Here is a 15,583-nt window from a genome sequence, read left to right as displayed (position 1 = left end):
GCGGACTCGAGTGTGGTGGAGCTGCGGGGTGGCGCGGACTCGAGTGTGGTGGGCTTGCGGGGTGGCGCGGATCCGAGTGTGGTGGAGTTGCGGGGTGGCGCGGATTCGAACGCGGTGGACCTGCGCCTATCACTCACCGAGCGGGTCGGCCCGCGCGATGACACCCAGGGCATCCTGGCCGAATTCACCTACGCGAGAGATCTGTTCGACGCCGCGACCGCGCAGGGCTTCGCCGATCGATTCGCCCGGATCCTCGCCGCGGTCGTCGCCGATCCGACGGTGACCGTCGGCGATATCGATCTGCTCGGACCCGATGAACGCACCGGCCTGCTGCGCGAATGGAATGCACGCGGCGCGTGGGTGCCCGCCGCGACGCTGCCCGACCTGATCGCCGATCAGGCCAGACGCAGACCGGATTCGGTAGCGGTCCGCTTCGGCGACACCGCACTGAGCTTCGCCGAGCTGCGGCGACGCGCGAACCGGGTGGCCAGAGCGCTGATCGCCGCGGGTGCTGGTCCGGAATCAGTGGTGGCCGTTGCGGTTTCACGCACCGAGGAGTTGCCGATCGCCTTGCTCGGTGTGCTCACCGCCGGTGCCGCCTACCTGCCGATCGACATCACCTACCCGGCGCAGCGGCTGGCGTTCGTCCTATCCGACGCGGCTCCGGTCTGTGTGCTCACAACCGTGGAGCAGCGCGCGGATGTGCCGCTCGGCGACCTGCCGGTGATATTGCTCGAAGAGACAATGGAATTCGCCGACGGGCCGATCAGCGACGCCGACCGCATCGCACCGCTGCTCCCGGATCACCTGGCCTACGTCATCTACACCTCGGGGTCGACTGGTGTGCCGAAGGGCGTCGGTGTCGCCCACCGCAATGTGGTGGAGCTGTGTGCGAATACCCAGCCGCTGTTCGGTTTCGACCAGACCGATATATGGACGCTGTTCCACTCCTTCGCCTTCGACTTCTCGGTATGGGAACTGTGGTGCGCATTGGCCACCGGCGGCACGGTCGTCGTGGTCGACTATGCGACTTCTCGCGCACCGGAACTGTTCCGCGAGTTGCTGATTCGCGAAAAAGTTACGGTGCTGAACCAAACGCCTTCGGCGTTCTACCAACTCATCGAGGCGGACCGCTCCGCAACGGACGCCGATGGCGAGTTCGCGCTGCGTCATGTCGTATTCGGCGGTGAGGCGCTGGATCTGCGCCAGTTGCGGCGCTGGTATGAGCGCCATCCCGCGGACGCGCCGCGGTTGGTCAATATGTACGGCATCACCGAAACCACTGTGCACGTGTCGTTCCTGGCGCTGGACAAGCAGATCGCGGACAACCCGGACAGCCTGATCGGCCGCGCGCTGCCCGGCCTCGACGGCTATGTCCTCGACGAGCGGTTGCATCCGGTGCCGGTCGGTACGCCGGGCGAGATCTACGTGGCCGGGGCCCAGCTGTCCAGGGGTTACCTCGGCAGGCCGGGGCTGGCCGCCGCGCGGTTCGTCGCTAATCCGTTCGGCGCACCGGGTTCGCGCATGTACCGCACCGGTGACCTCGGGCGCTGGGGCAATTTCGACGAGCTGACGGGGCTGGCCTACGCCGGGCGCGGCGATCGGCAGGTCCAGTTGCGCGGCTTCCGAATCGAGCTCGGCGAGATCGAATCCGCGCTTCTCCGCTGTCCAGGGGTGAGCCAGGCGGTGGTACTCGTTCGCTCGACCGAACGCCTCGGCGATCAACTCCTCGGCTACGTGGTGCCCGCCTCCGGCGTCCGCCTCGATCCCGATGAACTGCGCACACAGGTGGCCGAATTCCTCACCGGCTATATGGTTCCCGCCGCGATAATCGTGCTCGACGTCATGCCGCTGACACCCAACGGCAAGCTGGACCGGCGCGCTCTTCCCGACCCGGCCTTCGATGCACGCGAATACCGCGCGCCCGCCACACCGGTCGAGGAAACCGTCGCCGCCGCTTTCGCGAACGTGCTCGACCTGGATGAATTCGGCATGGACGACAACTTCTTCGAACGCGGCGGCAACTCGCTGATCGCCACGAAGCTGACCGCGCGGCTGAGTTCGGCGCTCGGGGAGAAGATTCCGGTGATGCGGGTGTTCACCGCGCCGACGCCGGGCGAGTTCGTCGCCGAGTTGGCGCGCCGGGCAAGTGGTCAGGTCGAGGGCGAGGCGGCCTTCGACGTTGTTTTGCCGCTGCGCGCGAAGGGTTCGGCAGAGCCGCTGTTCTGTATTCACCCGGTATCCGGTATCGCCTGGTCGTTCGCGGGTCTCGCCGCGTATCTCGATCCGGAGCGTCCGATCTACGGCGTGCAGGCCCCGAGTTTGGCCGCGGAAGCGGTCCTGCCGGACACGATCGAAGAGTGGGCGCGGATCTACGTCGAGGCGATCCGCTCGGTCCAGCCGGAGGGGCCGTATCACCTGATCGGCTGGTCTATGGGCGGTGTCTTCGCGCACGAGATCGCGGTACAACTGCAGCGCGCGGGACAGGAGGTGGCCACGCTCGCGGTAATGGATAGCTATATGGCCGATCCGCCCGACGAACGCACGGAGGGGGCGGGTTCGCCGGTCCCGGTCGCCGAGCTGATCGGTGGATTGCTCGGCGAACAGGCCGGTGACCTGGGCTTCGATACCGACGTGGACTGGGACAGACTGGCCGAACGGCTGGTCGAGCTGCCGGAGCCGTTCGCCTCCTTCGGCTCCGACCGCTTCACCCGGGTACTGGACACGGCCGTACATTCGGTCGTCCTGCGCAACGCCTACCGCCCAGCCCGCTTCCACGGCGATGTCATCTACTTCACCGCAGCGCTGGACGACCCCACCGGCGCGATCGGCGCGTCCATCTGGGCCGAGGTGGTGGACGGCGCGGTCGACAATCGCGCGGTCCCGACCACCCACTGGCGCATGACCGCCGCCGAGGGTCTCGCCGAGATCGGCAAGGTGCTGACCAGCAGGTGGCGGGAATTTACCCCGAGTTATGACTGAGGTTGCTGGGCGGCGTTCGGATGTCCGAGCGCTCAGGCTGCCTGCGACGAGGCTCGTGGTCAGTCAGAAGCTCGGTGAGCTTGCCTTGGAGGTCGGCGGGTGTGGCGTTCTCCCCGATCGAGGCGCGGGCCGGTCGGCGAGATGGCGGGCGGATCTGTTCGCCACTCACCGGTTCGCCGCGTCCACCCGGGTCGCCGTAGATCAAGATCAGGTGGCACTGGTGGCGGGGGGTTCTCGGGCGATGCCGCCATAGATTCCACGTGATCGCGTGTCCAGTTGAGGGGGGTGGGTGGTGGCGTTCGGGTTGGGTGGGCTGCGGTGGGTCCTGTTGTTCTGCACCGACTTCTCGGGGGGTGCTGGACCCGGATGGTTTGGCGTTGCGTGGTTTTGCCGTTGCAGTGCTGGGCGCGTCGTGTGCCGTACCCGGCTTACCTCCCGCAGTCAGGTGGGCAGGCGGACGGCTTCCAGCTCGGTCGACTGGCTGTGGTTGCGTTCTCGAGCGTTTCGAGGTGAGTCGGGCAGCCCGACCCAGACAACGTCAAGGTGGGTGGCGGTGTCTCCGGGCGCCGTAGGTCATCAAGATCAGGTGGCACTGGTGGCGGGGGGCTCTCGCGGTTTGCCGCCATGGTTTCCACGTGATCAGTTGTCCAGGCGGGCACCCTGGGTGGTGAGGGCGGTGCGGACTCGGTCGAGGATGACGTGGGGGCGGTGGTGGAGGAGGGGGGCGTTGAGGCGGATTACTCGCCAGCCCAGGGCTTCTATGCGGGCTATGCGGTCTATATCTTTTGTGCGTTGGGTGGGGTTGGTCCAGTGTTGGGCGCCGTCGTATTCGACGGCGACTTTCCACTTTCGCCAGCCGAGGTCGACGCGCGCGACGAATTCGCCGTAGTGATCGCGGATCACCAATTGTGTTGTGGGTCGGGGTAAGCCGTCGTCTATCAGGAGGAGGCGGGTGTGGGTCTCGGGTGGGGATTCGGCGCCTGGATCTACGAGGGCGAGCGCTGTGTGCAAGCGGTTGAGGAAGCGTGCGCCCGGATGTTTCGATGCCAAGACCGCGACTTCGGCCGGGGCGAGTCTTGTCGCTGCACACAGTGCGTCCAGAATCGGTAAAGCCTGCTCGCGCGGGAGCATTCGACCGAGGTCGAATGCGGTGCGCGCCGGTGTTGTGACATTGAACCCGTCCACCTCACAGCATTCGCTCGGCTCGATAACCGAGCGGATTGCACGGATCCCGCACGGCGGATGGCAGTGTCCGGCCCTGGCGATCTCCGCGGGTTGATCGGCGTTGAGCCAGCGAGTGTTGTGCATCGCGGCCGCCGAGGAAGCGATCAGCACGGCATCACCCTTCGCCCAGTGCGCCGCGGCGCGGGCGCGGCCTCCCGCATCGAGCGAGCACCCTTTGCGCGTATAGACATCCGGAAAGATCCGCTCAAAGTTGTGCCGCAGCTCCCAGCGCGTGACCAAACCCGCCGCGATCGCCCACGACCCCACGAATGGCTCATCCAATACCCCCATCCCCGCACTATGCCCACACCCACCGACACGTTCCCCGATCCCGAGGTCGAACCTCTGCGCGACCTCCGTGTGGCGCAATGATCAAGATCAGGTGGCACTGGTGGCGGGGGGTTCTCGGGCGATGCCGCCATAGATTCCACGTGATCACATGTCCAATTGGGGGGTGGGTGGTGGGTGCGTTTGGGTTGGGTGGGCTGCGGTGGGTCCTGTTGTTCTGCACCGACTCCCAGAGGGTGCGGACCCCGGATGGTTTGGCGTTGCGTGGTTTTGCCGGTGCAGTGCTGGGCGCGTCGTGTGCCGTACCCGGCTTACCTCCCGCAGTCGGGTGGGCAGGCGGATGGCTTCCAGCTCGGTCGACTGGCTGTGGTTGCGTTCTCGAGCGTTTCGAGGGGAGTTGAAGGGTGGTTGGGCCGCCGACCCGCAACCGCCGTTTGACTACCCATGACAAAGAATCGCTCTAGAACGCAACCACAGCCAGATGACCACGCTGGAAGCTGTTGCCTGCCTATGCGACTTCGGGAAAACCACGGGCCAGCCGCAATCCTGGGCCGCCCGGACCTGGGCTGTCGGTGCCCGACCACAGGACCTACCGCAGCACGACCAACTAACCCACTATGTGGGGCGGGGGAGTTTGCCGGCGTGCACGTTGGTGGTGAAGGTGTCCCATTCGGTGGGGGTGAAGATTAGGGCGGGGCCGGTGGGGTTTTTCGAGTCGCGGACACCGACGTGGCTGCCGTCGAGCCAAGCGACTTCGACGCACTCCCTGCCCGAAGTACTGCGCGATGACTTGAACCACTGTGCGTCGGTCAGGTTGATGGTCATGGTCGTATCTCCTGTTGTGGCAGGGCTGCCGGCTGTGCGCGCCGGTTGAACTCGCCGCCGTGTACGCCAGCGGTGAAGGCGTCCCACTCGGCTGGTGTGAAGATCAGGGCGGGGCCGGTGCGGTTTTTCGAGTCGCGGATGCCGACGTGACCGGATTCGAGCCAGGCGACTTCGACGCACTCACCGGCCGAACCACTGCGCGACGACTTGAACCATTCTGCGTCGGTTAGTTCGATGGTCACGGATCGTATCTCCTTGCTACCTGCCTGAGCAGATCCCTTGATGCTTGCTCGTCCAGTGTGGCGCAACGGATGTCGTCGTCAATCTCGCGGTAGCGTTCCACGTCGGCTTGGTCCTCGAAAAACATGGTTCCGATTGTGTGTTCGGTGTAGACGACTGGAGGCTCCGTCCCGAAACTTCTACTGTCTACCGGGAAATCGAGAATGATGTATGGCAAGACCGGAGTCGCATTGCCGGGAAGTCCCGCCGCGAACGGCAATATCCGCATAGTGATGTTCGGTCGGGTGCTCATGTCGGCCATATGCCTCAGTTGCGCGGCCATGATCTCGCGCGAGCCGATAACGGTATGCAGAACGCACTCATGCAAGATGAAGTCAGCAGCTATCGGGTTATGCTGCCGAGTCAGAATCGCGGTTCGTCGTAATCGCACTTCTACTCGGCGTTCGAGATCTTCTGGTGTGTCGCTCGGTAGAAATGGTCGCTCGATGGCTCGGGCATAGTCGATCGACTGAAGCAGTCCGGGAACGATCATCGGCTGATAGACGGTCAGCCGTGATGCGCTGGATTCGAGCCCCAGATATGTGCCGTATCCGGACCGCATCAAATGGCGAAATCCCAGCCACCAAGACTTCGTAGCGGTCTCCTGCGCAAGGGCTTTCAGTTCCTCGATCCGTTGCGCATCGAGACCATAGACGCGGCCGTACCCCTCGACGTCGCGCATCTTGACCTTATCGTTGTGCCCCTTTTCAACCCGTATAACCGAGGCCTTGCCTATCTCCATCTCCCGCGCCGCCTGCTCGAGCGTGAAGCCGGCACCTTCGCGGGCCTCTCGAAGCGCGCGGCCGAGTTGGCGACGCGGCAGCGTCGAGTCCGGTTGATCCTCCCTCACCATGGCTCCCCTTTTCCCCGCTGGTCCGAAACGGCCCAGGGCGTAGTCCGATTCGGACTTATCCCGTGTCTTGCCCGGTCCGAATTCTGGGCGAACCGCCAACTTTGATTGGACTGTCCGCATCGGACCCACTGACGCCGTGCGTGGGCAGCAACATAACCACATGGCCGAGCAACACGGAAGCCTCAACGTAGCTCAGGGGCGTGTCTTACGAGCGCTGAACTGCGGTGGGATGCTTACAGAACAGCAGATCATGATGTCGGCGAGCCTTACGAAATGGAAGACGCGCCAAGCCCTGGCAAATCTCACCGACCGTGCGCTCGTCGTGACCACCGAAGCGCGGAGGGGGCGCTACCAGATCACGCAGTTGGGGCGAAACACCTTGGCTGCGAAGCCATTCGACTCCGGAAAGTCGGGGGTGTGAGGCGAATTGCGTGCCAAATGTGCGGGCTTCGATATTGAAACCATCTGTCTCCCAATGATGTTGGTGGCCGCTGAAATGGGCGCGGCATGACCGGGCGACAGGTACTCGTGACCGTGCCGCCGCTTTGCGATGCCGTGGACGTGATACTCGCGCACGGGCTGTGGCAAAAGCATCGCGCATGTCGGATCAGCCGGTGCGTGTGGAAGTCGGCGGCGTATCAGACGCTCGTCTTGGCCGGGCGGTTGGTTCCGCAGTCGATGAGCCCGCGTGAACGCGCCGCCGCGAGAGGTCTCGACTACCCCGCAACGGAGGTCGACGCACCGCCGCCATTCGGCCACTCGCCGGGGACGTTGCGTGAGGTGCTGGACAGGCTCGAGTCCCTCGCATCCGATCCGCATAGGTAGGGGCGAGGATGGGCGAGCGTCGCACCGAGGTGGATTGCTGGTCGGCCGAATGGCGGATAGACCATCACCGCATTCGGATACTCCTGGTACGCAACGGGTCCGAGAAGCCCTTGGTTTCCTCCGCCGCGGCTTCCGCCCCGGACCTGGTGCAGATGCGGGAGCGATTCCCCGAGCTCTCGCGGTTATGGGATGCGATTCGGCATGAGTACTGGGCGGAATTCACTCCGCCCTCGCGAGATAGACGAGGGCGGTTCGTGTAGTGGATGACGACAGGCTTCGGCCGGAACGAACTGATCCGATATCGGAGCGGATTCGACAACTCACCGCGCGAGCCAAGCGTGCGGGATATCGGCTCGAACGCGCTTCCCGGGTGCCCTACGACTGGATGCTGCTCGACGCCGAGGACGGCGCGAATATCTATTCGACCGAAGACCTCGATCAGATCGAGGTCTGGCTCGACGAGTGAGGTGTGGGTTTCGGTTTCCCGGGAGCCGTAGCCGCCCGGCCGATATGTGACGAAATTCACTAGGGGTCGGCCGGTTCGCAACATCGATCATCCGAGACCGATACACAGCTGTCGCGTCTGCGCCCATGTGGCGGAGGCGCGGCTGTGCGTGCCGCAGGCTTATATGATGGCTCGGACTGTGCTTGGCCCCGGCGCTACAGCCCTGAAGGAGGGCGGGGCACGTCCTAGCTCGACTCGAGAGGTAAATGCACCCGAATGGAAACTGCCCGTCGTTCCGCCCGTGGTAGTCGTCGCCGCAGGTCGGGCAGCCCGCTGTTCGCCCAGCTGCTCACCGCAGCGGTGGAGTCCGCGGCCACTTCCGTCGCGCTCCGGTTCAATCCGACCGGCGATCCCGCCGATCAGCGTGAACTCACCTATCGCGAACTCGACGCCGCTTCCTCGCGGGTGGCGCGCGAGCTGATCGAGCGCGGTATCGGCGCGGGCGACTACGTCGCGATGGGTATTACCCGTTCGGTCGAATCGATCATCGCGCTGTGGGCGATCGCGAAGACGGGCGCGGCCTATGTGCCGGTCGATCCCAATTATCCGTCGGACCGGATCGAGCACATCGTGACCGATTCGGGCGCGGAGTTCGGCCTCACGACGAAGGCGCATCGGGCCAAGCTCGGCACCTCTACCTATTGGATCGAACTGGACGATCCGGTGGTTTCCGAGCGGATCGCGGCCCGTCCGGACCATCCGGTTTCCTATGCGGACCGGGTGCGCACGGTGAATGAACAGCACCCCGCCTATGTCATCTACACCTCGGGTTCCACGGGTAAGCCGAAGGGCGTCGCGGTCACCCACACCGGTCTGGCCGGTCTGGCGGCGGTCGGTGAGCACTATCTGATCGACGCGGATGCGCGCGTCTCCCATCTCAGCTCGCCCAGCTTCGACTTCTCGATGATGGAAACGCTGTTCACGTTTTCGGTGGGGGCGACACTCGTCATTGCACCGCCGACGGTGTTCGGCGGTGTCGAACTCGCGGATCTGCTGCGCCGCGAGCAGGTCACCCACCTGCTGATCACGCCGGGTGCGCTGGAATCGCTCGATACCAACGATCTGGAGGATCTGCAGGTCGTAGTGGCCGGTGGCGACCGGCTCGGCGCGGATCTAGTGGCGCGCTGGGGCGATCACGGCCGGTCCATGTTCAACGCGTACGGGCCGAGCGAGGCGACCGTCATGGTCACCAGCACCGCGGCGCTGCAGCCCGGTGAGCCGGTCACCATCGGCTCCGCCATTTCGGGCGTGGGGGCCTTCATTCTCGACGCGCGACTGCGTCCGGTGCCCGCGGGTGTCGTCGGCGAACTCTATGTCTCGGGCGCGGTCCTCGCGCAGGGCTATCTCGGCCGTCCGGAGCTGACCGCGGAGCGCTTCGTGGCCAGCCCGTTCGGCACGGAGGCCGATAGCCCGGGTGCGCGCCTGTACCGCACCGGAGATCTGGTGCGGCGCACCGACACCGGGGGTCTGGAGTATCTGGGCCGATCCGATTTCCAGGTCAAGATTCGCGGTCTGCGCATCGAACTCGGCGAGATCGATAATGTGCTCACCGCGCACCCGGATGTCGACTTCGCGGCCACCCTCGGCAAGACGCTGCCCTCGGGCACGACCGCGTTGGTGTCCTACGTGCTGCCGCGTGCCGACGCCTCCGTCGATACCGGTGTACTGGCGGCCCATATCGGGGAATCGCTGCCCGACTACATGATTCCGGCCGCCATTGTGGTGCTGGACGAGATTCCGCTGACCCCGGTCGGCAAGCTGGACCGCGCGGCGCTGCCCGAACCCGTCTTCGCCGCGCGGCAGTTCCGCGCACCGTCGACACCCGTCGAGGAGATCGTCGCCGAGGTATTCGCGGCCCTGCTGCTCGGCGGTCGTGTTGTTTCGAGCGACCTGCAAGCAGTCGCTAGCGGCGATGACGCGCGCGTCGGCGCGGATGACGATTTCTTCGAACTCGGCGGCAACTCGCTGCTGGCCGCGCAGGCGGCCGCGCGCATCGGTTTCGCACTCGACGTGCGGGTGCCGGTGCAGCTGATCTTCGAGGCCTCCACGGTATCCGTACTGGCCCAACGCGTTGAGCAGCACGCGGGTTCGGCCATCGGTCGGGCGCTCACCGCGCAGACCCGCCCGGACCGGATTCCGCTGTCCTACGCGCAGCAGCGGATGTGGTTCCTGAACCGTTTCGATACCGCGAGCGCGGTCAACAACATTCCGCTCGCGGTGCGGCTGTCCGGGCGACTGGATATCGATGCACTGCGCGCCGCGGCGCGCGATCTGGCCGAGCGGCACGAGGTGCTGCGCACCATCTACCCGGATATCGACGGCGAGGGCTTCCAGGTGGTGCTGCCCGCGAGCGATGCGCGCGCGGTGCCGGACCTGGCGGTGACCACCGCTGCCGCACCTGAGCTTTCGGATCTGATCGTCGCCGAGGTGCTGGCCGGATTCGATGTGACGGTCGCGCCCCCGGTGCGCCTGCGACTGTTCCGGCTCGGCGAATCCGAATACGTGCTGGTTTGCGTGGTGCACCACATCGCGGCGGACGGTTTTTCGCTCGGCCCGCTGGCCCGCGACCTGATGTCGGCCTACTCCGACCGGGTGCGCGGTGGACGGCCCGAATGGCCGCCGCTTGCGGTGCAATACGCCGACTACACCATCTGGCAGCGCGAAACCCTCGGCAGCGAGGACGATCCGGAATCGGTCTTCGCGCAGCAGATCGCGTTCTGGCGCGACGAATTGGCCGCGCTGCCCGAACAATTGGATCTGCCCGCGGATCGGCCGCGTCCGGCCACCGCGTCCAACCACGGCGCGGTCATCGCCTTCGATGTCGACGCGGCAATCCACGCCAAGCTCAACCATCTTGCGCACGAACACAATTCGACGCTCTTCATGGTCGTGCACGCCGCGCTCGCGGTGCTGCTGGCCCGGCTGTCGGGCACCCGCGATATCGCGGTGGGCACGCCGGTGGCCGGTCGCGGCGAGGCGGCGCTGGACGATCTGATCGGCATGTTCGTCAACACCCTGGTGCTGCGGACCGAGATCGATCCGGCCATGAGTTTCGACGACCTTCTGCGCGCGGTGCGCAAGGTCGACGTGGCGGCCTTCGGCCACGCCGACGTGCCGTTCGAGCGGCTGGTCGAGCTGCTGGATCCGGTGCGCTCGGCCGCCCGGCATCCGCTGTTCCAGGTGATGCTGGTGTTCCAGAACCTGGCGCGCACCGAACTCGAGCTGCCGGGGCTGACCGTCTCGGGTGTGGATCACGCGGTATCGCTGGCCAAGTTCGATCTGCAACTGGAGATCGCGGAGAACACCGACGCACACGGTGCGGCACAGGGGATGTCGGCGACCTTCACCTACGCCACCGACCTGTTCGAACCCGCGACCGTGCAGGACTTCGCCGATCGTTTCCTGCGTGTGCTCGCCGCGGTGGCGGACGATTCCGATGCGGTGCTGGGCGATATCGATCTGCTGGCCCCCGGCGAGCGCGATCTCGTACTGCACGAATGGAATTCGGCCGGGGCGACGGTTCCGGACGTGACACTTGTCGACCTGATCCAGGAGCAGGCGCGTCGCCGCCCGGATGCGATCGCGGTCCGATTCGGTGATATCGCACTGAGTTTCGGTGAACTGCAGCGGCGCGCGAACCGGGTGGCGCGGGCGCTGATGGCGCGCGACGCGGGTCCGGAATCGCTGGTGGCCGTCGCGGTCGGGCGGACCGAACAGCTGCCCATCGCACTGCTCGGTGTGCTCACCGCCGGTGCCGGATATCTGCCCATCGACACCACCTACCCGGCGCAGCGGCTCGAGTTCATGCTGACCGACGCCCAGCCGACCTGCGTGCTGACCACGGCCGATCTACTGGAAGACATTCCGGCGACGGGTATTCCGGTCGTACTGCTGGAGGACACCGCCGGCTTCGGCGAATCGTCGATCACCGATATCGAGCGCACCGCCCGCCTGCGCCCGGACAACCTGGCCTACGTCATCTACACCTCGGGCTCCACCGGTGTCCCGAAGGGCGTCGGCGTCGCCCACCGCAATGTGGTGGAGCTGTTCGCCAACACCCAGCTGATGTTCGAATTCGACGAGACCGATGTGTGGACGCTGTTCCACTCCTTCGCCTTCGACTTCTCGGTGTGGGAACTGTGGTGCGCGCTCGCCAACGGCGGCACCGTCGTGGTCGTGGACTACCTGACCTCCCGTTCCCCGGAACAGTTCCGCGAGTTGCTGATTCGCGAACAGGTCACCGTGCTGAACCAGACGCCCTCGGCGTTCTATCAGCTCGCCGAGGCCGACCGCGCCTCGCACGCGGGCGATCAGGCCAAATTCGCCCTGCGCTATGTCGTATTCGGCGGTGAGGCACTGGATCTGCGCCAGCTGCGGCGCTGGTACGAGCGGCACGCCTACAACGCGCCGTGGCTGGTCAATATGTACGGCATCACCGAAACCACGGTGCACGTGTCGTTCCTGGCCCTCGATGAGCAACTCGCCGAGAATCCGGCCAGTGCCATCGGCCGCGCGCTGCCCGGCCTGGAGAGCTACGTGCTCGACGATCGCGTGCATCCGGCCCCGGTCGGGGTGGCCGGCGAAATCTATGTCAGCGGTGCGCAATTGTCCCGCGGCTACCTCGGTCGGCCCGGCCTGGCCGCGACCCGTTTCGTGGCGAATCCGTTCGGAGCGCCCGGATCTCGCATGTACCGCACCGGCGACCTCGGCCGCTGGGCCGGATTCGCCGGTCAGGCGAATCTCGAATACGCCGGGCGCAGCGACCAGCAGGTGCAGTTGCGCGGCTTCCGCATCGAACTCGGTGAGATCGAATCGGCGCTGCTCGCCCAGCCTTCGGTGAGCCAGTCCGTGGTGCTGGTGCGCTCCGACGAACACGCCGGTGATCGCCTGGTCGGATACGTGGTCGCCGAGGCGGATGCGCAGGTGGACGCCGCCGAGCTGCGGGCCGCGGTCGCCGAATTCCTCACCGCCTACATGGTTCCCGACGTGATCGTCGTACTGGACGCGCTGCCGCTGACCCCGAACGGCAAGCTGGACCGCAAGGCGCTGCCCGCGCCCGAATTCGTCAGCAGCGTCACCTACCGCGCCCCGCAGACGCCCATCGAGCAGGCCGTGGCCGGTGTGTTCGCCGGACTGCTCGGCACGCGCGACGTCGGCCTGGACGACGACTTCTTCGGCCTCGGCGGCAACTCGCTGCTGGCCACCAGGGCGGTCAGCCGGATCAACGAGGCGCTGGACGCGAATGTCTCGGTGCGCGAACTGTTCGAGGCCTCGACCGTCGCGGCGCTGGCCGCGCGGATCGTGCCCGGTTCCTCGGCCGGCTCCCGTGCCCCGCTGGTCGCGGCGGCGCGCCCCGATCGGGTGCCGCTGTCGCTGGCCCAGCAGCGCATGTGGGTGCTCAATCAGTTCGATACGCGTTCGGCGGCCTACAACATCCCGCTGGGCATCGGCCTGACCGGTGCGCTCGATGTGCAGGCGCTGCGCGATGCCGTCGCCGATGTCCTCGAGCGGCACGAGGCGCTGCGCACCCGTTACCCGTCGACGGGTCCGGGTGGGCTGCCGTACCAGGAGATCCTGCCGGTCGCCGAGGCCTGGCCGGGCGGGCTCGCGGTGGAGTCGACCAGAGATCCCATCGTCCGCATCACCGAGCTGATGTCGACCGGATTCGATGTGACCGAAGAGGTTCCGGTGCGCGGCGTGCTGCTGCGCGGCGATTCCCCGGACCGTCATCTGCTGGCCATGGTGGTGCACCACATTTCGGCCGACGGCGCGTCGATGGCCCCGCTGGCCCGCGATCTGATGCTCGCCTACGCCGCGCGCTGCGCTGGCGATGTCCCGACGTGGACCCCGCTCGAGGTGCAGTACGCCGACTTCGCGATCTGGCAGCGCGAGGTCATCGGCAGCGATGACGACGAAAACTCGGTGGCCGCACAGCAATTGGCCTACTGGCGCGACCAGTTGGCCGGACATTCCGGCGCGCTCGAGCTGCCGCTGGACCGGCCACGTCCCGCGGTCCCGTCCATGCGCGGTGCGTCGACCGGCTTCACGCTCTCGCCCGAGGTGCACGCCGGGCTGATCCGCATTGCCCGCGAACACAATTCGTCGCTGTTCATGGTCGTGCACGCCGCGCTCGCGGTGCTGCTGGCCCGGTTGTCGGGTAGCTCCGATATCACGATCGGCACCCCGATAGCCGGTCGCGGTGAGCGCGCGCTCGACGATCTGGTCGGCATGTTCGTCAATACCTTGGCGCTGCGCACCGCGACCGAATCGGCGACCACCTTCGACGCGCTCGTCGAACATGTTCGCGAAACCGATCTTTCGGCCTTCGGCAATGCCGATATCCCGTTCGAGCGGGTGGTCGAGGTGGTGCTGCCGAACCGCGCGACCTCGCACAATCCGCTGTTCCAGGTGGTGCTGTCGTTCGACAATATCGAGCCGCCGAAGCTGGAACTGCCCGGTCTGACGGTCGCGGCGCTGGATACCGGCGCGGTCGCGGCGAAGTTCGATCTGCAGCTGACCATCGAGCCGCGCCATCGCGACGACGGCGCGCCCGGCGAGCTGGTCGCGGTATTCAATTACGCGACAGACCTTTTCGACGCATCGACGGTGCAGGCGTTCGGGCGCAGGCTCGATCGCATCTGCCGCGCGGTCGTCGCGGATCCGCAGGTCAGCCTCGGCGATATCGACATCCTCGACGCGGCCGAACGCGATCGCGCACTGGCCGCGCCGGACAGCGCGCTGGATGAGGCGGCCGACGGTGTGCCGGTCACCAGCGGTGCGGCACTGACCCAGGCGCTGGCCGCCGCGGTCGAGGAGGATCCGGACGGGCCCGCGGTGGTCTTCGGCGAGGACGCGGTGTCCTTCCAGGAGCTCGACGCCAGGTCATCGCGACTGGCTCGGGTGCTGATCGGCCGTGGCTGCGGACCGCGCACCGGCGTCGCGATCCGGCTCGATCGGGGCGTGGACGCGGTTGTCGCCACCTGGGCGGTGCTCAAGGCCGGCGCGGCGCTGACTCCGGTCGCCGCTGGCGCAGGGCTGCCGGGCGGGTTGGAGATCAAGGTCGGCCTCACCACCGGGCGGGCTCCCGCCGATGCGGGCAGTATCGACTGGCTCGTGCTCGACGATCCGGCCGTGGTCAGCGAGATCGCCGCCGAATCGCCGCGACCGGTGACCTATGCGAACCGGACCCAGGCGCTGCGCGGTGAGGATCCGGCCTTCGTCGCCGCGGTGGCTCTGTCCTACAACGACATCGCGCTGGCGACCAAGCGACTGCGGGCGCGCACCGAGCTGACCTTCGAATCCCGTCTGTTCCGGTACGGCCGGGCGGATTCGGCGGCGGCGCTGCTGGAAGTCGTCGCGGCCGGTGAGAACGGTGCGTCGGTGGTGGTGACCGCGGGCGGTGAGCTGGACAACGTAACGCTGTCGGCCCTACTGGCCGACGAATGGGTGACGCATCTGTTCATCGATCGTTCCGGTCTCGGGACCGTCGATGTGACGGGGCTGGAGGATCTGCACGCAGTGGTGCTGGACGACGGCGCGCCCGCGCCGGAATTCGGCGCCGTCGCGGCGGTCGTCGAACTCGGTGCGTTGCTGGGCGTCCAGAGGCCGGGCGACCCGAGTTGATCTTCCATCCGGAAGATCCATCGGCCTGTGCGCGCACAGGCCGGCACCGGCGGCGACCGGTCTGCGTAGTGACGATGGGTGAGGTGAGGAAAGTTCCTATGGTTGGGGTGCCGGAACGTCGGGTGCTTGGACAGGATCGGGCGAGCCAGGCCCGCGAGCAGTCGCTCGGGGGGATGTTC

8 protein-coding genes are annotated in these 15,583 nt (G+C 66.5%); 4 read left to right on the top strand and 4 right to left on the bottom strand.

Annotation, left to right across the window (positions count from 1 at the left end; translation table 11 throughout):
• Window positions 1-2,982: amino acid adenylation domain-containing protein (locus tag ACHQ4I_RS39745; protein WP_420777060.1), on the top strand; the 2,982-nt coding region annotated here is incomplete at its 5' end.
• A gap of 639 nt (window positions 2,983-3,621) precedes the next feature.
• Here the strand turns inward: ACHQ4I_RS39745 and ACHQ4I_RS39740 are convergent.
• From ACHQ4I_RS39740 to ACHQ4I_RS39725, 4 genes are all read right to left on the bottom strand, one after another.
• Complete coding sequence (locus ACHQ4I_RS39740) at window positions 3,622-4,497, bottom strand: endonuclease domain-containing protein (RefSeq protein WP_420777059.1); 876 nt, start codon at window positions 4,495-4,497, stop codon at window positions 3,622-3,624.
• A 612-nt stretch (window positions 4,498-5,109) separates the two neighbouring features.
• Complete coding sequence (locus tag ACHQ4I_RS39735; protein ID WP_420777058.1) at window positions 5,110-5,319, bottom strand: DUF397 domain-containing protein; 210 nt, start codon at window positions 5,317-5,319, stop codon at window positions 5,110-5,112.
• Complete coding sequence (locus tag ACHQ4I_RS39730) at window positions 5,316-5,561, bottom strand: DUF397 domain-containing protein (protein ID WP_420777057.1); 246 nt, start codon at window positions 5,559-5,561, stop codon at window positions 5,316-5,318. Before ACHQ4I_RS39730 ends, ACHQ4I_RS39735 begins: the two co-directional genes overlap by 4 nt.
• Window positions 5,558-6,451 carry a helix-turn-helix domain-containing protein gene (locus ACHQ4I_RS39725; RefSeq protein WP_420777056.1) on the bottom strand — a complete coding sequence of 298 codons (894 nt, stop codon included), beginning with the start codon at window positions 6,449-6,451 and terminating at the stop codon, window positions 5,558-5,560. Before ACHQ4I_RS39725 ends, ACHQ4I_RS39730 begins: the two co-directional genes overlap by 4 nt.
• A 160-nt stretch (window positions 6,452-6,611) precedes the next feature.
• Between ACHQ4I_RS39725 and ACHQ4I_RS39720 the strand changes: the two genes are divergently transcribed.
• From ACHQ4I_RS39720 to ACHQ4I_RS39710, 3 genes are all read left to right on the top strand, one after another.
• Window positions 6,612-6,872: a hypothetical protein gene (locus tag ACHQ4I_RS39720; RefSeq protein ID WP_420777055.1), complete on the top strand. Its 261-nt coding sequence runs from the start codon at window positions 6,612-6,614 to the stop codon at window positions 6,870-6,872.
• Window positions 6,873-7,535: 663 nt separating this feature from the next.
• Window positions 7,536-7,742, top strand: a complete 207-nt coding sequence (locus ACHQ4I_RS39715) for a hypothetical protein (protein ID WP_420777054.1) — start codon at window positions 7,536-7,538, stop codon at window positions 7,740-7,742.
• 255 nt (window positions 7,743-7,997) lie between these two features.
• On the top strand, window positions 7,998-15,404 hold the full coding sequence (locus tag ACHQ4I_RS39710; protein WP_420777053.1) for an amino acid adenylation domain-containing protein: 7,407 nt from the start codon (window positions 7,998-8,000) through the stop codon (window positions 15,402-15,404).
• The last annotated feature ends 179 nt before the right edge of the window (window positions 15,405-15,583 follow it).

The sequence above is a fragment of the Nocardia nepalensis genome (assembly GCF_048910785.1).
Lineage (GTDB): Bacteria > Actinomycetota > Actinomycetes > Mycobacteriales > Mycobacteriaceae > Nocardia > Nocardia nepalensis.
This window is presented reverse-complemented; position numbering and strand designations above follow the sequence as displayed.